The organism is Pseudomonas sp. Snoq117.2 (assembly GCF_900110545.1).
Classification (GTDB): Bacteria; Pseudomonadota; Gammaproteobacteria; order Pseudomonadales; family Pseudomonadaceae; genus Chryseomonas; species Chryseomonas benzopyrenica.
The window spans coordinates 745,594-767,274 of record NZ_FOED01000001.1 but is presented as its reverse complement, the minus strand read 5'-3'; the positions used below and the strand labels follow the sequence as shown (position 1 = coordinate 767,274).

Here is a 21,681-nt window from a genome sequence, read left to right as displayed (position 1 = left end):
GATAATGGTCTGACCACAAATGAGCGCCAAGGCTCACTCGCGGTGCTGCCAGACCTCCGGGTTGACCAGATTCGCCGGCCGGCGACCGTCCAGGGCGGCCAGCAGGTTGTCCACCGCGCAGCGGGCCATGGCCTCGCGCGTCTCCTGGGTCGCCGAGCCCAGGTGTGGCGTCGGTACCACGTTGGGCAGGCGCAGCAAGGGTGAGTCCGGCGCCACGGGTTCGCGATCGAAGACGTCCAGCCCGGCGCCACGCAGGCGGCCTTGCTGCAGGGCGGCGATCAGCGCGGCTTCATCGATCACCGGGCCGCGCGAGACATTGATCAGGATGGCATGGGCTGGCAACCGCGCCAGTTCGGCAGCGCCCAACAGGTGGTGGGTCTCGTCGCTCAGGGGCACGGTGACGCAGAGGAAGTCGCAGCTCGCCAGCAACTCCGGCAGCGTCAGGAAGCGTGCGCCGAAGCGTTCGTCCACCTCCGGCTTGGCGGCGTGGGCGGTGTAGTTGACCTGCATGCCGAAGCCCAGGTGGGCGCGACGGGCGATGGCCTGGCCGATGCGGCCCATGCCCACCAGGCCCAGGGTCTTGCCATGGACGTCGCAGCCGAAATGGTCCTCGCCCAGACTGGCCTGCCACTGGCCGGCGCGGACCCAGTCGGCCAGCTCGACGATGCGCCGTGCGGTGGCGAGCAGCAGGGCGAAGGCGGCATCGGCGACGCTTTCGGTGAGCACATCCGGGGTGTTGCACAGCAGGATGCCGCGCCGTTGCAGATAGGGCAGGTCGTAGCTGTCGAAACCCACCGAGACGCTGGCGATGGCTTCCAGCCGGGGCGCCAAATCCAGTAGTTCGGGCGTCAGCTTGAAGCTGGAGCCGAGCAGGCCCTGGGCCTCGGGCAGGCGTTCGCGCAACCGGGCTTCGCCGCCCGGGGCCTTGACGTCGATGTACTCCAGGTCGAAGGCCTCGCTCAATCGCGCGGTCAGCACCGGCGACAGGGCCTTGTAGTGGATCACCTTCTTTTTCATGGACGAGTCTTCCTCTAGTGACTGGTGGCGGGCTTGAGCGCCGCGGCGCGAGCGACCGGTTCCTGGCGCAGGAGCAGGGTGAGGACCACGGCCACCAGCAGGGCGCCGCCCATGAAGCCGAAGGACGCGCCGGGACCGCCGGTCACGCCGTTGAGATAGCCCACCAGGTAGGAGCCGGCAAAGGAGCCCAGGGCGCCCATACTGTTGATCAGCGCCATGGCGCCACCGGCGACGTTGACGGGCAGGATCTCCGGGACGATGGCGAAGAAGGGGCCATAGGGGGCGTACATGCAGGCCCCCGCCACCACCAGCAGCGCATAGGACCACCAGAAGTGGTGAGGGCCGAGGGCGAAGGAGCCGAGGAAGGCCAGCGCGGCGATCAGCAGCGGCGGCCAGACGAACAGCTTGCGATTCTGCATGCGATCCGAGGCCCAGGACACGCCGAGCATGGCCAGCACGGCGGCGAGATAGGGCAGGGAAGACAGCCAGCCGGCCTGGACGATGTCCAGTTGGGCACCCTGGCGCAGGATCGACGGCAGCCAGAGGACGAAGCCATAGACGCCGATGCTCCAGCAGAAGTACTGCAGCGACAGCAGGATGACCTTGGGCGAGCGGAAGGCTTCGGCATAGTTCTTGACCGGCTTCATGCCCTGCTGTTCGGCCTTCAGCGCCTCTTCCAGACGGGCCTTTTCCTCGGCGGCGAGCCAGGTGGCATCCTTGGGCCGCTCGGCGGCCAGGCGCCACCAGATGAAGGCCCAGATCACTGCCGGTAGGCCTTCGATGATGAACATCCAGCGCCAGTCTAGGGCGTGGATCAGATAGCCCGACACCACCGACATCCAGAGGATGGTCACCGGATTGCCGAGGATCAGGAAGGTATTGGCCCGCGAGCGTTCCCGCTTGGTGAACCAGTGGCAGAGATAGACCAGCATCGCCGGCATCACCGCCGCCTCGACCACCCCGAGTAGGAAGCGGATGGCGATGAGCAGGGTGACGTTGGGCACCATGCCGGTCAGGGTAGCCAGGCCGCCCCAGGCGATCAGGCTCCAGAAGATCAGCCGCTTGACGCTGCGCTTCTCGGCATAGATGGCGCCGGGTACCTGGAAGAAGAAGTAGCCGAGAAAGAACAGCGCACCGAGCAGCGAGGACATCGCCGGGGTGATGCCCAGGTCGTCGGCCATGCCCGAGGCGGCGGCGAAGCCATAGTTGGCCCGGTCGAGGTAGGCCAGGCTGTAGGTGATGAAGACCACTGGCATCAGATACCACCAGCGGCGTGGAGCGAGAGAAGAGGCGTTCATGGGGTCACCTGCTTGATTGTTCTTGTAAAGGTGTAGATCAGGGCAGTTCGTGTCGGTAGGGCAGTCCTTCCATGTCGCCGACCACCTGCACGGCGCGGGCGCCGATCCAGTTGCCGCGGGCGACGGCGGCGGCGACATCGAGGCCGTCGAGCAGGGCGCTGACGAAGCCGGTGGCGAAGCCATCGCCGGCGCCGACGGTGTCTACCACCTCGGCCACGGGCACGCCGGGGACCTCACCCTCGGCATCAGGGGTGCGCCAGTAGCCACCTTCGGGTCCGAGCTTGATGGCCACGGCCTTGGCGCCTCGGTCGAGGTAGAAGGCGGCGATGTCCGCCGGGGTGTCGTAGCCGGTCAGCAGCCGGCCCTCGGCCAGGCCGGGCAGCACCCAGTCGGCGAGGGCGGCGAGGTCGTTGAGCTCGCGGCGCATCTGCTCTTCGTTGTCCCAGAGAGAGGGCCGCAGATTGGGGTCGAAGGATATGCTGCGACCGGCGTCGCGCATGGCCTGCAGCAGCTTGCGGCTGAAGGCGCGGGCGCTGGGTGACAGTGCCGGCGGGATACCGGTGGCATGCAGGTGACGCGCCTGCAGCAGACTCGGGTCGAAATCCTCCTCAATGTTGAGGTGGCTGGCCGCCGAACCGCGGCGGAAGTACTCCACCACCGGATCGCTGCCATCGGAAATGCGGGATTTGAGCTGGAAGCCGGTGGGGTGATGCGGATCGACCTTGAGGCGGCTGCAGTCCAGCCCCTCGGCTTCTAGGCTGGCGCGCACGAAGCGGCCAAAGGAGTCGTCACCGACCCGCGACAGCCAGGCGACCTTGAAGCCCAGGCGGCTCAGGCCGATGGCCACGTTGTTGTCGGCGCCGGCGATGCGCTTGCCGAACTGGCCGACCGTGGCCAGGTCGCCCGGCGTCTCGGCGACGAACATGGTCATGGTTTCGCCGAAGGCGAGGATGTCGACGTCAGCCATGCCGGCGTTCCTCCTGGGCATGGCCATCCAGGGTGCGCAGCGCCGCCACCTGGCGGCGGGTCTCGGCGAGTAGATCCGCACCCATCAGGGGAAATTCGATGGCGCGCCGCAAGCCGCGGGGGAAATAGGTCATCAGGCCTTGCCAGGCCAGCAGATCGGCGGCTTCCGGCGGCACGGCGTGTAGGCCGCCCGCGCGGCGACGGACCGCCTTGCAGTGCAGGTAACGGACGTCCGGGCCGAGCAGGCGGGCGGCCTGCAGCGGATCTTCGTCCTGCCAGCGCCAGTTGCCGACGTCGAAGGTCAGCGCCACCGGCAACTGGATTGCCCGGGCCGCCTGGATGAAGGCGCGCAGTGGCTCGACCCGGCCACCCTGGGCGGTCTGGTCGTTTTCCACCAGCAGCTGTGGGCCGTCGCCCGTCAGCATGCTGTCGAGCGGCGCCAGATCGACCGCCGCGCGGTAGTGCCCGAGGGACACCTTGAGCGTATCGGCGCCCAGCAGGCGGGCCTCGGCGATGGCTTCGGGCAGGCGCGGCGAGAGGGCCGCGCCGGCGTCGGGCCAGAGTTCGAGGGGGACCGAATAGACACAGCCCAGACCAGCCGCCTGGATGGCGGCGCCTAGGGCAGCGAAATCGGGCGTATCGGTGAAGAGTTCGGCGCGGATTTCAACATGGCTGGCCCCCGCGGCGGCGATCAGGTCGAGCCAGGCAGCCTGGCCCTGGGTACGGACCCCGTCGGCACCAAAGGCCGAGGTGGTGATGGCGATCTCCGGTGGCATTGTTATTCTCCTGAAACCGGTTTCAATAAATGACGGATAAAAATGCGAAAGGTGCCCTCAGGCCCTGGCGCGAGTCGACTGGCGGACGCGCAATTCCGCTCCGAAGGTCTGCTGCACCGGGGCGCTGCGATCCCCGTCGATCCGCCGCTGCAAGCGTTCGAAGGCGGCCACGCCCAGAGCATGGGTCGGCTGGGCGAGGGCGCTGATGCCACCACCCACCAGGGGAAACCAATCCAGATCATCCAGAGCCAGCAGGCCAAGGCGCTTGAACAGGGGTTCACCCAGGGCCTGCAGGGCCAGGGTCGTCGCCAGGGTCGCTACGCCATTGGCGGTGAGCAGGGCCTTGGAGCCGGGGCCGGGGCTGGCGAGGAAGGCGGCCAGGGCGGCTTGCAGCGCCAGGGCGTTGTCGGCCTCGCCACAGTGTCCGCCACGACAGTCAGGGTGCTCGGCCAGGGCCGCGTCGAAGGCGCCCAGGCGCTGGAGGCGCGAGCTGGTCCCGTCCAGGGGCTCGCTCACCAGCAGCAGGTCGCGATAGCCCTGCTCGCGCAGGTGCGCTACCCCCAGCTCGATAGCTTGGTGGTTGTCGAGGCCGACCAGATCGGCCTCGACGCCCGGCAACTCGCGGTCCAGCAGCACCAGTGGCAGACGGCTGCCCAGGTGCTGCAGGTCGGCGGCATGCTGGCCGAAGGTGTTAACGATCAGGCCTTCGATACTGTAGGACTGCAGCGCGGCCAGTTGCTGGCGCTCCTGGCGGGCATCCTGGTCGGTGTTGCAGATCAGCAGCGAATAGCCCTGCTGGCGGCAGGCGGTTTCCACGCCGTGCATCACCGCGGTGGAGTAGGGATTGAGCAGGTCGGCCACCAACATGCCGATCAGGCGACTGCGACCGCGCTTGAGGCCACGGGCCATCTGGTTGGGCTGGAAATCGAGGGCGACCACGGCCTGCTCGATGCGCGTGGCGAGGGCGTCTGACAGCAGGCGACGATCGCCGCTGATATAGCGGGACACGCTGGCCTTGGACACGCCGGCGACGGCGGCCACTTCGGCGATGGTCGCACGGGTAGCGCGCGGACCGGGGATGAAGACATCGTTCATGGCGTACCGCTGTTAGGATTTTGTAGGTGCCTGAAACCGGTTTCAGTAAATCTTTTCTCACGCGGGCCGGCAAGCCGGTCTAAGGTGCAGGCCGACCAGTGGTCGCCGCAGGCGCTCGCTTGCCGCGGTCACCTCTTATGTTCTCTTTCGCACAGGAAGGTCTCGATGGATTCCCTCGACAGTCTCGCCCAGCGGTTGGGCGACGCCCTGCAGGCGGCTGGTGCCCAGGTGACCACCGCTGAATCCTGCACCGGCGGCGGCATCGCCGAGGCGATCACCCGCGCCGCCGGCAGCTCGGCCTGGTTCGAGGCCGGCTTCGTCACCTATTCCAACCGGCAGAAGACCCTGCAGCTGGACGTGCCCGAGGCGCTGTTCGAGCAGGTCGGCGCGGTCAGCGAAGAGGTGGTGACGGCCATGGCGCTGGGTGCGCAACAGCGCGCCGGTGCCCGCTTCGCGGTCGCGGTAAGCGGTATCGCCGGGCCGGGCGGTGCAGTGCCGGGCAAGCCGGTCGGCACTGTCTGGCTGGCCTGGCGCGATGGAGAAAATTTGCGCACCGAACGGCAGGTCTTTGCCGGCGATCGCGCCGCGGTCCGCCAGCAGACCCAGGTCCGTGCCCTGCAGGTTTTATTGGCCTTGCTGGCCGAGGAAAAAGGCCCCCGGGTGTAGCAACCAGAGGGCGACTATGGTTTAATACTGTTCACTTATACAGGTATCCACGGCCGTCTGGCCCTTCTTTCTCCGAGAGGAATCTAATGGACGACAACAAAAAGCGTGCCCTGGCCGCGGCCTTGGGACAGATCGAAAAGCAATTCGGCAAGGGCACCGTGATGCGCATGGGCGATCACGAGCGCCAAGCCATTCCGGCGATTTCCACCGGCTCCCTGGGTCTGGACATCGCCCTCGGCATCGGCGGTCTGCCCAAGGGCCGGATCGTCGAAATCTACGGTCCCGAATCCTCGGGTAAGACCACCCTGACCCTGTCGGTCATCGCTCAGGCGCAGAAGCAGGGCGCCACCTGCGCCTTCGTCGACGCCGAGCACGCGCTCGATCCGGACTACGCCGGCAAGCTGGGCGTCAACGTCGACGACCTGCTGGTGTCCCAGCCGGATACCGGCGAACAGGCCCTGGAAATCACCGACATGCTGGTGCGCTCCAACGCGGTCGACGTCATCATCGTCGACTCGGTAGCGGCCCTGGTGCCCAAGGCCGAGATCGAAGGCGAGATGGGTGACATGCACGTGGGTCTGCAGGCGCGTCTGATGTCCCAGGCGCTGCGCAAGATCACCGGCAACATCAAGAACGCCAACTGCCTGGTCATCTTCATCAACCAGATCCGCATGAAGATCGGCGTGATGTTCGGCAACCCCGAGACCACCACCGGCGGTAACGCCCTGAAGTTCTACTCCTCGGTCCGTCTCGACATCCGTCGCATCGGCGCGGTGAAGGAAGGCGACGAGGTGATCGGCAGCGAAACCCGCGTTAAGGTGGTCAAGAACAAGGTGGCACCGCCGTTCCGCCAGGCCGAGTTCCAGATTCTTTACGGCAAGGGCATCTACCTGAACGGCGAGATCATCGATCTGGGCGTGCAGCTGGGTCTAATCGAGAAGTCGGGTGCCTGGTACAGCTACCAGGGCAGCAAGATCGGCCAGGGCAAGGGCAATGCCGCCAAGTTCCTGGAAGACAATCCCGAGATCAAGGGTGCCGTGGACAAGGCGATTCGCGAGAAGCTGCTGAGTCAGCCGACCAATCAGAAGGCCGAAGTGGCCGCCGAAGAAGACGCTGACATCGATCTGTGATCGGGTGCCACGTTTGACACAACCCCCGCCTCGTGCGGGGGTTTTTGCATAAGGAGGATCACCCTTGGGCAATCCACTGGATACCACCGCTGCCATCCGTTTCGCCGCCATGGATCTGCTGGCCCGTCGCGAACATGGTCGCGAGGAGCTATCGCGCAAACTGCGGCGGCGCGGGGCCGAGGAAAGCCTGCTCGGCCCGGTGCTGGATCGCCTGGCCGAGGATGGCCTGCTCGACGAGAGTCGCTATCTGGAAAGCTACATCGCCAGCCGTGCCCGTTCCGGTTACGGGCCCATGCGCATTCGCGAAGAACTGGGTCAGCGCGGCTTGCAGCGGGATCAGGTGGAAGCCGCACTGCGTGAAGCGGACGTGGACTGGCAGGCGCACCTCGAAGATGTCTGGCGCAGGAAATTCGGTACGCCCCCAGCTGATGCCAAGGAACGCGCCAAGCAGGGCCGCTTCCTGGCCTATCGGGGCTATGCCATGGATGGGATCAACCGGGTGTTGAGTCGGCGGTAGGCAGCCTGTTCTGTTGCGCTTCGCTGTGCTCAGCGCCAACCTGCGGGGCAGTTGGGCAGGTTGGGTTGAGACGGCTCCATCGTCGAAGCCCAACAGAGACTCCTAGGTCTGGATGCGTTGGGCTTCGCTGTGCTCAGCGCCAACCTACGGGGCAGTTAGGTAGGTTGGGTTGAGACGGCTCCATCGTCGAAGCCCAACAGAGACTCCGAGGTCTGGATGCATTGGGCTTCGCTATGCTCAGCGCCAACCTACGGGGCAGTTGGGTAGGTTGGGTTGAGACGGCTCCATCGTCAAAGTCCAACATCGGGTCCGGTACCAGAGATCGTTGGGCTTCGCTGCGCTCAACCCAACCTACGAGGGGCTGCTGTAGGTTGGGTTGAGACGGCTCCATCGTCGAAGCCCAACAGAGACTCCGAGGTCTGGATGCGTTGGGCTTCGCTGCGCTCAGCGCCAACCTACGGGGCAGTTGGGTAGGTTGGGTTGAGACGGCTCCATCGTCGAAGCCCAACAGGGATTCCAGGGTCTGGATGCGTTGGGCTTCGCTGTGCTCAGCGCCAACCTACGGGGATACCCAATGCTCAGGGCGATTGAGTTCGTCCACCAGTTCGCGCAGGCGGCCGTAGTGGCGGCCATGGAAGTCGAAGGTGAGGCGCGTCAGGTGGGCGAATTCCGCTTCGTCGGCCTGGCCTTCGCCCGGGGCCAGCTGGGTGAAGCCTGGGGTGCGGCAAAGGTCGCCGAAATCCCTGGCCAATTGCTCCAGGCAGGCCGGGGTCACGGCGTGCTTGAGACGGATATGGAGCAGGCCGTCGCGTCGGCGGGTGGAGTGGTAGTTGCCATAGAAGCGCTCGATCTCGGCCGCGGCGGCCTCCGGTGAGCGTACCAGCCGGACCAGCTTGAGATCGGCGGGCAGGATGTAGCCTTCCTCCAGCAGATTGCGCTCCAGATAGGCCAGGGTATCGTCCCAGAAGTGGCCATCGGGGGTATCCAGCAACACCAGCGGCACCAGCGGGCTCTTGCCGGTCTGGATCAGGGTGAGCACCTCGAAGGTCTCGTCCAGGGTGCCGAAGCCGCCGGGGCAAAGTACCAGGGCGTCCGCCTCCTTGAGGAAGAACAGCTTGCGCACATAGAAGAAGTGGAAGGACAGCAGGTGATCCGTACCCTCGATGGTCGGATTGGCACGCTGTTCGAAGGGCAGGGTGATGTTGAAGCCGAGACTGGCTTCGGGCCCGGCGCCCTCGTGGGCGGCGCCCATGATGCCGGCGCCGCCGCCGGTGATGACCATCATGTCGCGGCGGGCCAGGGCGCTGCCCAGTTCGCGGGCGAGGGTGTAGAGACCGTGGTCGATGCGGGTCCGCGCCGAGCCGAATACCGTGACCTTGCGCCGCCGGCGAAAGCGCTCCAGGGTGCGGAAGGCCTGCTCCAGCTCCTTGAGGGTCTGCAGCATGATCTTGGCGTCCCAGCGCGCCGGATTGGTCTGCGCCATGCGCACCACCGTCACCAGCATCTCGCGGTAGAGGCCGAGGTTGGGGCTGCCGCCCGGCAGGGCGTGCTCTAGCAGTTCGTCGATGCGCTGACCGAGGTCGGCGGCGCTGGGCTCCACATGGCGGGCCAGGTAGCTGTCGTCGTTGTCCTCGGTCATGCCGCGACCCTCCGCTTACCTGCCCAGGCCGCAGTCGGCAGCCTGGAAGCGCTCGACCATGACCGGCTTGTTGGTCTGGTATTCGGTGAAGTCATAGACCAGGGTGGCGCCACGGGCCAGCAACTGGCGATAGCCGTTGTTCTGGCAGACGCTCTCGGCAAGCTGCACCCGCACCGTGGCCGGATTCTCGCGCATGCGGGCGGCATGCGCCGGGCGCACGCTGAGGTTGTTGACCAACTGCTTGCCCTGCACGGTGTAGCCGCGGTCGAGGATGTCCTCGTTGATGGCGCGTGGCGTGCCCTGGCTGCTCTCGGTGGCGACCTTGCGCAGCATCTGGTTGAGCTCGTGGTCCTTGAGCGACTCGGCGGCCTGGACGGTGAAGGGCAGGGCGAGGGTCAGGGCGAGCAAAGCAAAACGAGGCATCGTGTTCTCCAGCGTAGAGGAGCCCGTTTCGACCGTGGTCGCGGGCGGGGGTTCGCAAGGCGTCTACGCAGGGTAACCTGCCTGGCCGCCGCGGGCATCCCGATCGCTCTGGTAAACTGCGCTTTTACCCGCGAGCCCGGCATGACCCCGATCAGCGATACCCCTCTGCATGCCGTGGCCCGTCTGCGCCAGGAGCGCCTGGCGCGCAGCATCAAGCCCTTCATCGCCCGGGGCTCGCGCATGGCGCGCTGCCCGAATTGCCGCCTGGCCCCCAGTCATTGCCTCTGCGACCTGCGCCCCCTGCGCCAGACCCACGCCGGCATGTGCCTGCTGATGCACGATGTCGAGCCGCTCAAACCGAGCAACACCGGTTGGCTGATCGCCGACGTGGTGGCCGATACCCACGCCTTCGGCTGGAGTCGCACGACGGTGGACCCGGGGCTGCCGGAGCTGCTGGCGCAGCCAGAATGGCAACCGCTGCTGGTGTTTCCTGGCGAATACGCGGCCCCCGAGCGGGTGGTCGAGACCCTGCCGCTGGCACCCGGCCAGCGACCGCTGTTCGTCTTGCTGGATGCCACCTGGACCGAAGCGCGCAAGATGTTTCGCAAGAGTCCCTACCTGGACCGCCTGCCGGTGTTGAGTTTCCAGCCCACTGCCCTGTCGCGCTACCGCCTGCGGCGCTCCACCCGCGGCGAGCACCTCTGCACCGCCGAGGTCGCCGCCCTGTGCCTGGAACTGGCTGGCGAGGCGCCGGCCGGGCGGCTGCTGGAGGCCTATCTGGACGTGTTCAGCGAGCGCTACCTGGATGCCAAGCATCATCTGCCGCTGGCGGCGGACAGCCCAGCCAGTAGGCAACTGAAGGCCCTGCGCGCTAGTTGACCGGCTTGATCTCCACCGGCGCCTGGCGCGGCCAGAGCTGGGCGGCCAGCATGCCGGCGAACATCAGCACGCAGCCCAGGTAGCCACGACCGCTGAGGGCCTCGCCCAGCAACCAGGCACCGAAGAAGGCGGCGAATACCGCCTCCAGGGAAAAGATCACCGCCGCGTGAGAGGCGATGGCGCCGCGCTGGGCGAACACCTGCAGGGTGTAGCCGATGCCGGCAGCGATCACGCCGCCATAGAGCAACTCGGGCAGGGCCAGGACGATCCCGGTCGACTGGATCGGCTCGAAGGCCAGTGCCAGCGCCAGGCTGAGCACGGCGCAGACGCCGAATTGCAGGATCGACAGCACCGTGGCGTCGTGGCGACTGGAATAGTGTCCCACCAGCAGCACATGGACCCCCCAGGCCAGGGCGCCGGCCAGTTGCAGCAGATCGCCGGACGCCACCTGGAAGTTGTCGCCGATGCTCAGCAACCCCATGCCCACCACCGCCAGACTGGCGCCAATCCAGGTGCCCAGATGGCTGCGCTGGCCGAGCAGCAGTCCCAGCAGCGGTACCACGATGACATAGAGACCGGTGATGAAGCCGGAGTTGGTCACACTGGTGAACAGCAGGCCGACCTGCTGCAGATTGATCCCCAGGGTCAGCACCAGGCCCATCAACAGGCCGCCCTTGAAGGTGTCGCGGGTCAGGCGCCGCTGGCGGCCATGGCGGCGCAGGTACAGCAGCAGCGGAAGAAGGGTGAGGGCACCCAGGGCGAATCTCAGGCCGGTATAGAGAAAGGGGCCGATGTGCTCCATGCCGCCGGTCTGGGCGATGAAGGCGCTGCCCCAGATGAGGGCGGTGAGCAGCATGAGTAGATCGGCACGCAGGGCGGCGCTGGGCATGGGCGTCTCTTGGGCAAAACGGCAACTGTGCCGCAAACCGCCGGGTCTTGCCTACCGTCCGCGGTCCGCCCGGCCTTGCTCCCGTCCGCGCCGTTGGGCATGCTTGCACGCAGCCCGGGCGCCAGGTACCTGGTCGATGCGGGCGCTCACGAAAACAAGGAAAGCTACACCATGGCGGCTGCCTACCAGATACTGATCGCCGACGATCATCCGCTGTTTCGCAGCGCCCTGCAGCAGGCCCTGACCCTCGGCCTGGGCGCCCAGGCACGGCTCACCGAGGTGGCCGACATCGCCGAGCTCCAGGCCTGCCTGGCCGAGCGCACCGACTGGGATCTGGTCCTGCTCGACCTCAACATGCCCGGGGCCTATGGCTTTTCCGGCTTGGTCCTCCTGCGTGGCCAGTATCCCCAGGTGCCGGTGGTGATGATCTCGGCTCAGGAAGAACCGGCGGTGGTGCAACGCGCCCGGGAATTCGGCGCCAGTGGCTTCATTCCCAAGTCCAGCGATCTGAGTACCCTGCAGCAGGCGGTCAGCCAGGTACTGGACGGTGATACCTGGTGGCCGCCGCAGGTGGAAGGTGCCGCCGCCCTGAGCGAGGAAGCCAAGGCCGCCAGCGCCGGGCTCGCCAGTCTCACCCCGCAGCAGTTCCGGGTGCTGACCATGCTCTGCGAAGGGCTGCTCAACAAGCAGATCGCCTTCGAGCTCAATGTCTCCGAGGCTACGGTCAAGGCCCATGCCACGGCCATCTTCCGCAAGCTCGGTGTCCGCACCCGCACCCAGGCGGCCCTGCTGCTGCAACAGCTGGAGAGCACGTCCGGCTGACGTCCGCTGGCAGCGACGCCCGGCCTGGGCGTGACTGCCCGCTTTCCCCTTTTTCGCACCGGCCGTCCACGCGCGTCGGCGGTTCGCCCCTGCTGGATGGAGCTTTTTCCGTGATCTCTCCCTACAAAGGCAAGACCGGTCTGCGCCGGGTCATCAACGCCGCCGGCTATTCCCTGGCCGGCCTGCGCACGGCCTTTCGCCAGGAAGCGGCCTTTCGTTCGCTGGTGCTGCTCAACGTGGTGCTGGTGCCCCTGGCCTTCTGGCTGGACGTGAGTCGCGGCGAGCGGGCGCTGCTGGTGGCGGTCTGCCTGCTGTCGCTGGTGGTCGAATTGTTCAACGCCGCCATCGAGGCGGTGGTAGATCGCATTTCCCTGGACTGGCACGAACTGTCGAAGAACGCCAAGGATCTTGGCAGTGCCGCGCAGTTCGTGGCCATGATCATCATTGCCGTGGTCTGGGGCATCGTCCTGCTCGGTTGAGCAGGACCCCGATCAGAGGGTAGCGCCCAGGGTGGCACCCGCCGTGGTGTCGTCCGCGGCCAGACCCTGTTCCAGCACGCTGGGCTGGGCCGAGTGGATGACCTTGTGGATGAAGTGCAGCTTGGCGATCACCGGCGCAGGCAGGGCGAAGGGATAGAAGTCCGGCTGGCCCATGCTGCGGGACAGTTCGTTGAGCATGGCCGCCAGTTCGATCCAGGCATTGGCGAAGCCAAGGAATTCATCATCACTGCGGTCCTCGGCCTCGTACAGCGCCTCGCGGGTGAAGGGCTGGAAATCCAGCTGCAGGCTGCCGGCGTTCATGCCCAGGCTGGCAGCGGTGGCCAGGGTGTCCATCATGTGCAGGTAGTGCGCCCAGGTCTCCGCCCAGTCTTCCCAGGGGTGCATGGTGGCGTAGGCGCTGACGTACTGGCTTTCCCAGCCAGCCGGCGCGCCCTGCTTGTAGTGGCGCTGCAGGGCCTCGCCATAGTCGGCGCGCTCGTCGCCGAACAGGGCGCGGAAGGGCTCCTCCCAGGCGGTGCCGGCGACCAGACGATCGAAGTAGTAGTGACCCACTTCATGGCGGAAATGGCCGAGCAGGGTGCGATAGGGTTCGTGCATGTCGGCGCGGACCTTTTCCCGGTGGGCATCGTCCGCTTCGAGGATGTTCAGGGTGATAAGGCCATTGGCGTGCCCGGTGGTGGGGGTGCCGGTGGCATCGGGGGCGAGAAAGTCGAAGGCGAGTCCGTGCTCGGCATCCTGGCTCTGGGGGATTACCTGCAGGCCCAGGCCCAGCAACTGGGCGACCAGTTGCCGCTTGGCCAGCTCCAGCTTGCGCCAGCGCTCGCCGTTGCCCTCGAAGGACAGATCCGGAATGGTGTGATTGAGCTGGCAGGCCACGCAGAAGTTTTCGCCCGATTCGGCCGGCACCAGCCAGTTGCAGGCGGCCGGGGTATCCAGGTTGGCGCAGCGACGATAGAGGCCGCTGCTGGCCTCGGGCAGCTGCCAGAGGCCGCCTTCGGCGGGCTGAATGGCCGTTGGCGTGCCCTGGTCCGGGGCGTAGCCGAGGGCATTGCCGCAGGCCAGGCATTCGCTGTTGGGAAAGAAGATGGCCTGGCCGCAGGTGCAGTTGGCGACCTTGCGCTGGACGGGCAGGGCGCGCAGGGCATTGCGTTGCTGACGATTCGAACTGTAGCTTCCGAGAAAATTGCGCATGGGGCTAATACCTGGCGAGAGCGGCCGCGTCGGACGCCGGCGGGGCGCTGGCGTCTTGCTAGCGGATTAGTAGAGCGGCCCGACCCTGGAGTTCCGGGTTGTTCGTCGCCTGGCACCGCCGGCGAGGGCTCTAGGATAGGTCCCCGGACCGGACTGCGCCCCGCTGGCCGCGGCGGCCCGTGTTTGCGGTGGCGCATCCCGAGCGACACCACTACCCTAGGTTACCGGCGAGACCGGCACGCCTGCCTTGCCGTGCCTGCCGACTCGACCTTTTCGAACCCGCTTTCGTAGCCTGTCAGCCGTCCTCCGACCATGCCCCCGAACGCTTCCCGCAATGCCAGCGACATGACCGGCAGCTACCACGAACTCTGGAGTCCGCGGGGTGGCGTGCGGCCGCCCTGGCGCCGCTTCTACGGCCATCTGGCCGGGCTGCGACCGGCGCAGCTCGACCAGCGCCAGGCATTGATCGCCCGGCAGATCCAGGAAAACGGCGTCACCTACAACGTCTACGCCGATCCCAAGGGCAGCGACCGGCCCTGGGCGCTGGACCTGCTGCCGCAGCTGATCTCGGCGGAGGAGTGGGCGCCCCTGGCCGCCGGCGTCGCGCAGCGGGCGCGCCTGCTGAACCGGGTCCTGGGCGATCTCTATGGCGAGCAGCGCCTGTTGCACGAGCGGCTGCTGCCGCCGGAGCTGGTGTTCGGCCACAACAACTTTCTCTGGGCCTGCCAGGGGTTGCGCCCGCCGGGCGATACCTGGCTGCACGTCTATGCGGTGGATCTGGCCCGCGCGCCCGATGGCCGCTGGTGGGTGCTGGCCGATCGCACCCAGGCGCCCTCCGGCGCCGGCTATGCGCTGGAGAACCGCCACATCGTGGCGCGGGCCTTTCCCGACCTGCACCGCGACCTGCAGGTCCAGCCGCTCAACGGCTATTTCCAGGCCCTGCAGCGCACCCTGAGCACCGGGCTGGACATCGGCGAGGAGGCGCCGCTGGCAGTGCTGCTGACGCCGGGGCGTTACAACGAGACCTACTTCGAGCACCTCTACCAGGCCCGCCAACTGGGCTTTCCGCTGGTGGAAGGCCAGGACCTCACGGTGCGCGATGCCTGCCTCTATCTCAAGACCCTGAGCGGGCTGAGACGGGTCCATGCGGTCTTCCGCCGGCTGGACGACGACTTCTGCGATCCGCTGGAGCTGCGCACCGATTCGGCGCTGGGCGTGCCCGGTCTGTTGGAAGCGGTACGCCAGGGCAACGTCATCATGGCCAATGCCCTGGGCAGCGGGCTGCTGGAGTCGCCCGGCTTGCTGGGCTTCCTGCCCGGCGTCTGCCAGGCCCTGCTCGGCGAGACCCTGGCGCTGCCCTCCGTGGCCACCTGGTGGTGCGGCGAGACGCCGGTACGGGAAGCGGCCCTGGCACGCCTGGCGGAGCTGGTGATCAAGCCGGCCTATCCGGCCCAGGGCTTCGAGCCGGTGTTCGGCAAGGCGCTGGATACCGAGGGACTGGCCGAATTGCGCGCGCGCATCCTGGCCACGCCCCATGCCTATGTCGCCCAGGAGCGTATCCAGCTGTCCCAGGCGCCGGTCTGGCAGGGCGGTAGCCTGCAGTCGCGGGCCATCGGCATGCGCGTCTATGCGGTGGCCAGCGAAGACGGCTACTGGGTGATGCCCGGCGGCCTGACCCGGGTCGCCCATGAGGGCGCCGCGGTGGTGTCCATGCAGCGCGGCGGGTCGAGCAAGGACACCTGGGTACTGGGTGGCAGTCGCGCTGCCGCCGAAGTGCCCGGGGCGCGGGTGCTGGGGGTGCGCGACCTGGTGCGCAAGGACCCCTTCCTGCCCTCGCGCACCGCCGAAAACCTGTTCTGGTACGGTCGCTACAGCGAACGTTGCGAGGATGCCGCGCGCCTTCTACGGATCGTCCTGAGTCGCTACCTGGACGCCGACGACGGCGGGCCGGCGGTGCAGTCGGCCATCGATCTGGCCACGGCCCTGGAGTTGCTGCCGGCGGGTGGCCGGCTGGCCGAGCAGTTGCACGCCGCCCTGGGGCCGGGGGACTTTCCCAGCGGCCTGGGCGCCAATTTGCAACGGCTGCACTGGGCCGCGGCCCAGGTCCGCGGACGGCTGTCGCCGGAGAACTGGCGCGCCATCCGCGAGGTGGAGCGCGAGGCCCATGGCCTGGGCCAGGTGGGCAGCGAGCCGGGCGAAGCGTTGCAGAGTCTCAACCGCCTGGTGATGGCGCTGGCGGCGGTGGCCGGCTTCACCTTCGACGACATGACCCACGACGAGAGCTGGCGCTTTCTGATGATCGGCCGGCGCATCGAGCGGGTACAATTCCTCGCCGGCAGCCTGGCGCACTTTCTCGAAGGGGGCGCCACCTGGGACGCGGCGGGCCTGGAATGGCTGCTGGAGCTGGGCAACAGCATCATCACCTATCGCTCCCGCTACCAGGCGGCGCCCCAGCTGATCCCGGTGCTGGACCTGCTGATGCTGCACGAGCACAACCCCTATTCGATCCGCTTCCAGCTGCATGCGCTGATCAACGCCGTGGAGCACCTGGAACGTTACTACGGCCTGCCCCGCGATCCGGCGCTGCACGATGCCTACGACCGGCTGCGCCGCTTCGACCTCGCGACCCTGGAGAACACCCTGTTCGGCGACGCCGGCCGGATCGAGGTGCAGCAGGGCCTGGCGCGCCTGCTGCGACAGATCGCCGAGGCCAGCAGCCAGCTGTCCGAGCGGGTCATCTATCGCTGCTTCGCCCATGTCGACGCCGTCAGCCAGCGCACGGTGTCCATGTGATGAACCAGGTCCGCTATCGCATCCAGCACGACACCCACTATCGCTACGAGGCGCCGGTGTCGCTCTCCCAGCAGTTGCTGCACCTGCTGCCGCGCGACTGCGCCTGGCAGCGTTGCCTGTCCCGGCAATTGGCTATCCTGCCGCAACCGACCCAGCGCCAGGACGCCTGGGACGCCTTCGGCAATCCGCTGACGCGGCTATCCTTCGAGCGCCCCCACGACGAACTCTATGTCGGCACCGAGCTGGAGGTGGAGGTGGACTCCCGCGCCGGGCTCAGGCTGGCGGATTCGCCCCCCTGGGAAGAGGTGCGCGACGGTCTGCGCTATCCCGCCGCCCGGGTCCCGTTGGACGTCCACCACTTCCGCTTCGAATCGCCGGCGGTGCCCCTGGACGGCATCTTCGCTCGCTTCGCCGAGGACTGTTTTCCACCGGGTCGGCCGCTGCTGCTGGGCTGTCGGGCGCTGATGGAAAAGATCCACCGCGAATTCCGCTTCGACGCCACCGCCACCCAGGTGGCGACGCCGCTGCGCGAGGTGCTGGAGCACCGCCATGGCGTCTGCCAGGACTTCGCCCACCTGATGCTGGCCTGCCTGCGCGCCCTGGGGCTGGTGGCGCGCTATGTCAGCGGCTATCTGCTGACCCGCCCGCCACCCGGCAAGCCGCGGCTGATCGGCGCCGATGCCTCCCACGCCTGGGTCAGCGTGCATTGCCCGCGGCTGGGCTGGGTCGACTTCGATCCCACCAACGACGTCCTGCCGGACATGGAACACATCACCCTGGCCTGGGGCCGCGACTTCACCGATGTCTCGCCATTGCGCGGAGTGATCCTCGGCGGCGGCGATCACGATCCGGTGGTCGAGGTGACGGTGACGCCGCTGTAGGTCTGGGTGGCAGACGCCAGGCCGATCGCGAAGTCGCCGGGCTATCCCCGGCCATGACGGAAGGCGTGAAGCGGCGTCGCCTACTCCAGACAAACCTTGATGCTGTCGGGTCTCATGGGCCCAGCTGCCTAGCGTCTTGATCTGGAAAGACTTTTTTAGAGCGCTGCACACTTATTGTATATACAGCAGGGATGACTGGATTTGGATCATTACCGATAACACCTGTTTCAGGCCTTTGCAATGCGTCTGGAATAGGATCGCGGCCATTTTAAGCGCTTGACAGTCGTCTCCCTCCTGGTTAAATGTATATACATTAACAAGAGGGATCCCTATGTCCTCCGCCTTCACTTCCCGCCTGTGGCGCCACGTCACCCTGTTCGATGGCCTGCAGACCCTGCCCAAGCCCATTGCGGTCTGGATCAAGAACGACCAGATTGCCGGTGTCTGGCCGGAGTCCGAGTTTCGTACCGAGCTGGCCCCAGGGGTCGAGCGGACGGAAGTGGGTGGAGTGATGACGCCGGGCCTGGTGGATTGCCATACCCATCTGGTCTATGCCGGTCAGCGTGCCGGAGAATTCGAGCAGCGGTTGGAGGGCGCCAGCTACGCGGAAATCGCCCGCGCCGGTGGCGGCATCCTCGGCACCGTAAGGGCCACCCGGGCAGCCAGCGAGGCGGACCTCTTCGCCCTGAGCCTGCCGCGCCTGCAGGCCCTGGCCGACGAGGGCGTCACCACCGTGGAGATCAAGTCCGGCTATGGCCTGACGGTGGCCGACGAACTCAAGCTATTGCGGGTCGCCCGCCAGCTGGGCGAGGCGCTGCCGGTCCGGGTGATCACCACGCTGCTGGGCGCCCATGCCGTACCGCCGGAATTCCAGGGTGATGCCGAGGGCTACGTCGATCTGGTCTGTCGGGAGATGATTCCGGCCGCGGTGGCCGAGGGCCTGGCCGATGCGGTGGACGTCTTCTGCGAGGGCATCGCCTTTTCGCCGGCCCAGTGTGAGCGGGTATTCCTGGCGGCGCGCGAGCACGGTCTGCCGATCAAGGCTCATGCCGAGCAGCTGTCCAACCTGGGTGGCAGCGTCTTGGCCGCGCGGCTGGGCGCCTTGTCCACGGATCATGTGGAGTACCTCGACGGAGCCGGCGTGCGCGCCCTGGCGGCCGCCGGCACCGTCGCCGTGCTGCTGCCCGGCGCCTTCCTGATGCTGGGCGAGACGCAACATCCACCGGTCGAACTGCTGCGTCGCCATGGGGTGCCCATGGCGCTGGCCAGTGACGCCAATCCCGGCACCTCGCCGCTCTATCTGCCGACCCTGATCGCGCACCTGGGCTGCACCCTGTTTCGCCTCACGCCCCGCGAGGCCTTGGCCGGCATGACCGCCCACGCCGCCCAGGCCCTGGGGCGCCCGGAGCTGGGTCGTATCCAGGTGGGCGCCCCGGCGGATCTCTGCCTGTGGGACGTCGGTCAGCCAGCGGAGCTGGCCTATGAGGTGCGTCCGGGCCGCCTGCGTCAGCGCGTCTTCGGCGGGGAGGTGCAGCATGTTCGCTGATCGCCAGACCCTGGAGTGCTGGACCGGCCGTATCGATCCGGAAGCCGATGCCTTGCGCTGGCACCAGCGCATCGAGCCGCTGGCTGCGGACAGCACGCCGGGTATGGCGCTGCTGGGTTTCGCCTGCGACGAGGGGGTAAGGCGCAATCAGGGTCGCACCGGCGCTGCCGAGGGTCCCATCGCCCTGCGGCGGGCCCTGGCCAACGTGGCCTGGCAGCGTCAGGGCCCAGCCTATGACGCCGGTGATGTCCGCTGCGCCGATGGTGATCTGGAAAGCGCTCAGACGCGCCTGGCCGGGGCCGTGTGCGGTCTGCTGGACGGCGGTCATCTGCCGCTGGTGCTGGGCGGCGGCCACGAGGTCGCCTGGGCCAGCTGGTCGGGCCTGGCGCTGCACCTGGCCAAGACGCTGCCCAAGCCACGCATCGGCATCGTCAATTTTGATGCCCACCTGGACCTGCGCGATCCGACGCGGGGCCCCACCTCCGGTACACCCTTCGCCCAGATCGCCGCTCACTGCGCCCATCACGACTGGCCCTTTCGCTATGCCTGCCTGGGCCTGAGCCTGGCGGCCAATACCCGCACGCTGCTCAGGCGTGCCGCCGAGCTGGACGTGCTGACCCGCGAAGACCACGAGATTCGCGAGAGCAGCCTGGAGCGCATCGGCGCCGAGCTGGACGCCTTCGCCGCCGGCTGCGATGCCCTCTATCTGACCTTCGACCTGGATGTGCTGCCGGCGGGCGAGGCGCCCGGGGTCAGCGCACCTGCCGCTCATGGCGTGAGCCTCGCCTTGCTGGAACCCCTAATCCGCCGGCTCAAGGCCAGCGGCAAGTTGCGCCTGGCCGACGTGGCCGAACTCAATCCCGCACTCGACCAGGACGGCCGCACGGCCCGGGTCGCGGCGCGGCTGATCCATACCCTGGCACTGGACCTTTAAGGCCTGCCGCGAACAACAAGAGAGGAAGATCCCATGACCCGTTTTCGTGAAGGTGAGATTCGCGCCCCCCGCGGCACCCAGCTCAATGCCAAGAGCTGGCTGACCGAGGCGCCGCTGCGCATGCTGATGAACAATCTCGATCCCGAAGTTGCGGAAAACCCCCAGGAGCTGGTGGTCTACGGCGGCATCGGCCGCGCGGCGCGCAACTGGGAGTGCTACGACAAGATCGTCGAGAGCCTCAAGGCGCTGGGTGACGACGAAACCCTGCTGGTGCAATCGGGCAAGCCGGTCGGGGTGTTCAAGACCCACGCCGATGCCCCGCGGGTGCTGATAGCCAACTCCAACCTGGTACCGCACTGGGCCAGCTGGGAGCACTTCAACGAACTGGATGCCAAGGGCCTGGCCATGTACGGCCAGATGACCGCCGGCAGCTGGATCTACATCGGCAGCCAGGGCATCGTCCAGGGTACCTACGAGACCTTTGTCGAGGCCGGGCGTCAGCATTACCAGGGTGACCTGCGTGGCCGCTGGGTGCTCACCGCCGGTCTCGGCGGCATGGGCGGTGCCCAGCCGCTGGCCGCGACCCTGGCCGGCGCCTGTTCGCTGAACATCGAGTGCCAACAGACCAGCATCGACTTTCGCCTGCGCAGCCGCTATGTCGACGAGCAGGCCACTGACCTCGATGACGCCCTGGCGCGTATCGCCCGCTACACCGAAGAAGCCAAGACCCGCGACGGCAAGGCCATCTCCATCGCCCTGCTGGGCAATGCCGCCGAAATCCTGCCGGAACTGGTCCGCCGTGGCGTGCGCCCGGATATGGTCACCGACCAGACCAGCGCCCATGACCCGCTCAATGGTTATCTGCCGATCGGCTGGACCTGGGCCGAATACAAGGATCGTGCAGTCACCGATCCGGTGGGCGTGGTCAAGGCCGCCAAGCAGTCCATGGCTGCCCACGTGCAGGCCATGCTCGACTTCCAGAAGATGGGCGTCCCGACCTTCGACTACGGCAACAACATCCGCCAGATGGCCCAGGAAGCCGGCGTCGCCGACGCCTTCGCCTTCCCGGGCTTCGTGCCGGCCTATATCCGTCCGCTGTTCTGCCGCGGCATCGGTCCGTTCCGCTGGGCCGCGCTGTCGGGCGATGCCGAGGACATCTATCGCACCGACGCCAAGGTCAAGGAACTGATTCCCGATGACGCCCACCTGCACCGCTGGCTGGACATGGCCCGCGAGCGCATCGCCTTCCAGGGCTTGCCGGCGCGTATCTGCTGGGTTGGCCTGGGCCTGCGCGCCAAGCTGGGCCTGGCCTTCAACGAGATGGTGCGCAGCGGCGAACTCAAGGCGCCCATCGTTATCGGCCGCGACCATCTGGACAGCGGCTCGGTATCCAGCCCCAACCGCGAGACCGAGGCCATGCAGGACGGCTCCGATGCCGTCTCCGACTGGCCCCTGCTGAACGCCCTGCTCAACACCGCCAGCGGCGCCACCTGGGTCTCGCTGCACCACGGTGGCGGGGTGGGGATGGGCTTCTCTCAGCACTCCGGCATGGTCATCGTCTGCGACGGCAGCGACGCCGCCGCGGCCCGTATCGCCCGGGTACTGCACAACGACCCGGCCACCGGGGTGATGCGCCACGCCGACGCCGGCTATGACATCGCCATTGACTGCGCCCGCGCGCAGGGCCTGAATCTGCCCATGATCGGCAAAGGAGTCTGA

Annotated in this window: 20 protein-coding genes; 11 read left to right on the top strand and 9 right to left on the bottom strand. The window is 67.3% G+C overall.

The features are described from left to right. Positions 1-33: 33 nt before the first annotated feature. Genes BMZ43_RS03770 through BMZ43_RS03750 form a run of 5 tightly spaced genes read right to left on the bottom strand, consistent with a single transcriptional unit; the run spans position 34 to position 5,152 of the window. A complete protein-coding gene (locus tag BMZ43_RS03770) occupies positions 34-1,017 on the bottom strand; it encodes a 2-hydroxyacid dehydrogenase (protein WP_093249962.1) in 984 nt (327 codons plus the stop codon). Positions 1,018-1,031: 14 nt separating this feature from the next. Continuing rightward, on the bottom strand, positions 1,032-2,315 hold the full coding sequence (locus BMZ43_RS03765; RefSeq protein WP_026083602.1) for an MFS transporter: 1,284 nt from the start codon (positions 2,313-2,315) through the stop codon (positions 1,032-1,034). A gap of 37 nt (positions 2,316-2,352) precedes the next feature. Further along, positions 2,353-3,282 (bottom strand): sugar kinase, encoded by a 930-nt coding sequence (locus BMZ43_RS03760; RefSeq protein WP_093249947.1) that lies wholly within the window; start codon positions 3,280-3,282, stop codon positions 2,353-2,355. Beyond that, positions 3,275-4,057, bottom strand: a complete 783-nt coding sequence (locus BMZ43_RS03755; RefSeq protein WP_093249942.1) for a sugar phosphate isomerase/epimerase family protein — start codon at positions 4,055-4,057, stop codon at positions 3,275-3,277. The genes BMZ43_RS03760 and BMZ43_RS03755 overlap by 8 nt, the downstream gene beginning before the upstream one ends. Positions 4,058-4,114: 57 nt before the next feature. Beyond that, positions 4,115-5,152 carry a LacI family DNA-binding transcriptional regulator gene (locus BMZ43_RS03750; RefSeq protein ID WP_093249938.1) on the bottom strand — a complete coding sequence of 346 codons (1,038 nt, stop codon included), beginning with the start codon at positions 5,150-5,152 and terminating at the stop codon, positions 4,115-4,117. A 165-nt stretch (positions 5,153-5,317) separates the two neighbouring features. Here BMZ43_RS03750 and BMZ43_RS03745 point away from each other — a divergent pair, with 165 nt between their 5' ends. The 3 genes from BMZ43_RS03745 (at position 5,318) to recX (ending at position 7,465) form a co-directional block, all read left to right on the top strand. Then, positions 5,318-5,818: a CinA family protein gene (locus BMZ43_RS03745; protein ID WP_093249928.1), complete on the top strand. Its 501-nt coding sequence runs from the start codon at positions 5,318-5,320 to the stop codon at positions 5,816-5,818. An 86-nt stretch (positions 5,819-5,904) separates the two neighbouring features. Continuing rightward, positions 5,905-6,948: a recombinase RecA gene (gene recA / locus BMZ43_RS03740; protein WP_017639019.1), complete on the top strand. Its 1,044-nt coding sequence runs from the start codon at positions 5,905-5,907 to the stop codon at positions 6,946-6,948. A 64-nt stretch (positions 6,949-7,012) separates the two neighbouring features. Next, positions 7,013-7,465 carry a recombination regulator RecX gene (gene recX / locus BMZ43_RS03735; protein WP_082900344.1) on the top strand — a complete coding sequence of 151 codons (453 nt, stop codon included), beginning with the start codon at positions 7,013-7,015 and terminating at the stop codon, positions 7,463-7,465. A gap of 559 nt (positions 7,466-8,024) precedes the next feature. On the opposite strand, the gene BMZ43_RS03730 is transcribed toward recX, so the two are convergent. Both BMZ43_RS03730 and BMZ43_RS03725 read right to left on the bottom strand, forming a co-directional pair. After that, positions 8,025-9,104, bottom strand: a complete 1,080-nt coding sequence (locus BMZ43_RS03730; RefSeq protein ID WP_093249925.1) for an LOG family protein — start codon at positions 9,102-9,104, stop codon at positions 8,025-8,027. A 15-nt stretch (positions 9,105-9,119) separates the two neighbouring features. Further along, positions 9,120-9,527, bottom strand: a complete 408-nt coding sequence (locus BMZ43_RS03725; protein ID WP_093249922.1) for a quorum-sensing-regulated virulence factor family protein — start codon at positions 9,525-9,527, stop codon at positions 9,120-9,122. 141 nt (positions 9,528-9,668) lie between these two features. Between BMZ43_RS03725 and BMZ43_RS03720 the strand changes: the two genes are divergently transcribed. Continuing rightward, positions 9,669-10,406: a tRNA-uridine aminocarboxypropyltransferase gene (locus tag BMZ43_RS03720; RefSeq protein WP_093249918.1), complete on the top strand. Its 738-nt coding sequence runs from the start codon at positions 9,669-9,671 to the stop codon at positions 10,404-10,406. Here BMZ43_RS03720 and BMZ43_RS03715 read toward each other — a convergent pair. Beyond that, positions 10,399-11,295: a DMT family transporter gene (locus BMZ43_RS03715; protein WP_093249914.1), complete on the bottom strand. Its 897-nt coding sequence runs from the start codon at positions 11,293-11,295 to the stop codon at positions 10,399-10,401. The genes BMZ43_RS03720 and BMZ43_RS03715 overlap by 8 nt on opposite strands. Before the next feature lie 171 nt (positions 11,296-11,466). Here BMZ43_RS03715 and erdR point away from each other — a divergent pair, with 171 nt between their 5' ends. Together erdR and BMZ43_RS03705 are read left to right on the top strand one after the other, a co-directional pair. Beyond that, complete coding sequence (gene erdR, locus BMZ43_RS03710; RefSeq protein WP_007159375.1) at positions 11,467-12,117, top strand: response regulator transcription factor ErdR; 651 nt, start codon at positions 11,467-11,469, stop codon at positions 12,115-12,117. A 110-nt stretch (positions 12,118-12,227) separates the two neighbouring features. Continuing rightward, entirely contained in the window at positions 12,228-12,596 is a 369-nt protein-coding gene (locus tag BMZ43_RS03705) for a diacylglycerol kinase (RefSeq protein ID WP_093249911.1), read from the top strand. 12 nt (positions 12,597-12,608) lie between these two features. On the opposite strand, the gene BMZ43_RS03700 is transcribed toward BMZ43_RS03705, so the two are convergent. Next, on the bottom strand, positions 12,609-13,808 hold the full coding sequence (locus BMZ43_RS03700; RefSeq protein ID WP_017639011.1) for a zinc-binding metallopeptidase family protein: 1,200 nt from the start codon (positions 13,806-13,808) through the stop codon (positions 12,609-12,611). Positions 13,809-14,120: 312 nt separating this feature from the next. Between BMZ43_RS03700 and BMZ43_RS03695 the strand changes: the two genes are divergently transcribed. The 5 genes from BMZ43_RS03695 (at position 14,121) to hutU (ending at position 21,681) form a co-directional block, all read left to right on the top strand. Continuing rightward, positions 14,121-16,601: a circularly permuted type 2 ATP-grasp protein gene (locus tag BMZ43_RS03695; protein ID WP_017639010.1), complete on the top strand. Its 2,481-nt coding sequence runs from the start codon at positions 14,121-14,123 to the stop codon at positions 16,599-16,601. Beyond that, positions 16,601-17,482 (top strand): transglutaminase family protein, encoded by an 882-nt coding sequence (locus BMZ43_RS03690; protein WP_093249909.1) that lies wholly within the window; start codon positions 16,601-16,603, stop codon positions 17,480-17,482. Before BMZ43_RS03695 ends, BMZ43_RS03690 begins: the two co-directional genes overlap by 1 nt. 331 nt (positions 17,483-17,813) lie before the next feature. Continuing rightward, positions 17,814-19,028 carry an imidazolonepropionase gene (hutI, locus tag BMZ43_RS03685; RefSeq protein WP_093249906.1) on the top strand — a complete coding sequence of 405 codons (1,215 nt, stop codon included), beginning with the start codon at positions 17,814-17,816 and terminating at the stop codon, positions 19,026-19,028. Further along, positions 19,018-19,962, top strand: a complete 945-nt coding sequence (gene hutG / locus BMZ43_RS03680; protein WP_093249902.1) for a formimidoylglutamase — start codon at positions 19,018-19,020, stop codon at positions 19,960-19,962. Before hutI ends, hutG begins: the two co-directional genes overlap by 11 nt. Positions 19,963-19,995: 33 nt before the next feature. Further along, positions 19,996-21,681: a urocanate hydratase gene (gene hutU, locus BMZ43_RS03675; RefSeq protein ID WP_064306734.1), complete on the top strand. Its 1,686-nt coding sequence runs from the start codon at positions 19,996-19,998 to the stop codon at positions 21,679-21,681.

Excerpts from the sequence above, each read along its gene's own strand:
- BMZ43_RS03770 (WP_093249962.1), bottom strand. The coding sequence starts at position 1,017 with ATGAAAAAGAAGGTGATCCACTACAAGGCCCTGTCGCCGGTGCTGACC.
- BMZ43_RS03765 (WP_026083602.1), bottom strand. The coding sequence starts at position 2,315 with ATGAACGCCTCTTCTCTCGCTCCACGCCGCTGGTGGTATCTGATGCCA.
- BMZ43_RS03760 (WP_093249947.1), bottom strand. The coding sequence starts at position 3,282 with ATGGCTGACGTCGACATCCTCGCCTTCGGCGAAACCATGACCATGTTC.
- BMZ43_RS03755 (WP_093249942.1), bottom strand. The coding sequence starts at position 4,057 with ATGCCACCGGAGATCGCCATCACCACCTCGGCCTTTGGTGCCGACGGG.
- BMZ43_RS03750 (WP_093249938.1), bottom strand. The coding sequence starts at position 5,152 with ATGAACGATGTCTTCATCCCCGGTCCGCGCGCTACCCGTGCGACCATC.
- BMZ43_RS03745 (WP_093249928.1), top strand. The coding sequence starts at position 5,318 with ATGGATTCCCTCGACAGTCTCGCCCAGCGGTTGGGCGACGCCCTGCAG.
- recA (WP_017639019.1), top strand. The coding sequence starts at position 5,905 with ATGGACGACAACAAAAAGCGTGCCCTGGCCGCGGCCTTGGGACAGATC.
- BMZ43_RS03730 (WP_093249925.1), bottom strand. The coding sequence starts at position 9,104 with ATGACCGAGGACAACGACGACAGCTACCTGGCCCGCCATGTGGAGCCC.
- BMZ43_RS03725 (WP_093249922.1), bottom strand. The coding sequence starts at position 9,527 with ATGCCTCGTTTTGCTTTGCTCGCCCTGACCCTCGCCCTGCCCTTCACC.
- BMZ43_RS03720 (WP_093249918.1), top strand. The coding sequence starts at position 9,669 with ATGACCCCGATCAGCGATACCCCTCTGCATGCCGTGGCCCGTCTGCGC.
- BMZ43_RS03715 (WP_093249914.1), bottom strand. The coding sequence starts at position 11,295 with ATGCCCAGCGCCGCCCTGCGTGCCGATCTACTCATGCTGCTCACCGCC.
- erdR (WP_007159375.1), top strand. The coding sequence starts at position 11,467 with ATGGCGGCTGCCTACCAGATACTGATCGCCGACGATCATCCGCTGTTT.
- BMZ43_RS03700 (WP_017639011.1), bottom strand. The coding sequence starts at position 13,808 with ATGCGCAATTTTCTCGGAAGCTACAGTTCGAATCGTCAGCAACGCAAT.
- BMZ43_RS03695 (WP_017639010.1), top strand. The coding sequence starts at position 14,121 with ATGCCCCCGAACGCTTCCCGCAATGCCAGCGACATGACCGGCAGCTAC.
- BMZ43_RS03690 (WP_093249909.1), top strand. The coding sequence starts at position 16,601 with ATGAACCAGGTCCGCTATCGCATCCAGCACGACACCCACTATCGCTAC.
- hutI (WP_093249906.1), top strand. The coding sequence starts at position 17,814 with ATGTCCTCCGCCTTCACTTCCCGCCTGTGGCGCCACGTCACCCTGTTC.
- hutG (WP_093249902.1), top strand. The coding sequence starts at position 19,018 with ATGTTCGCTGATCGCCAGACCCTGGAGTGCTGGACCGGCCGTATCGAT.
- hutU (WP_064306734.1), top strand. The coding sequence starts at position 19,996 with ATGACCCGTTTTCGTGAAGGTGAGATTCGCGCCCCCCGCGGCACCCAG.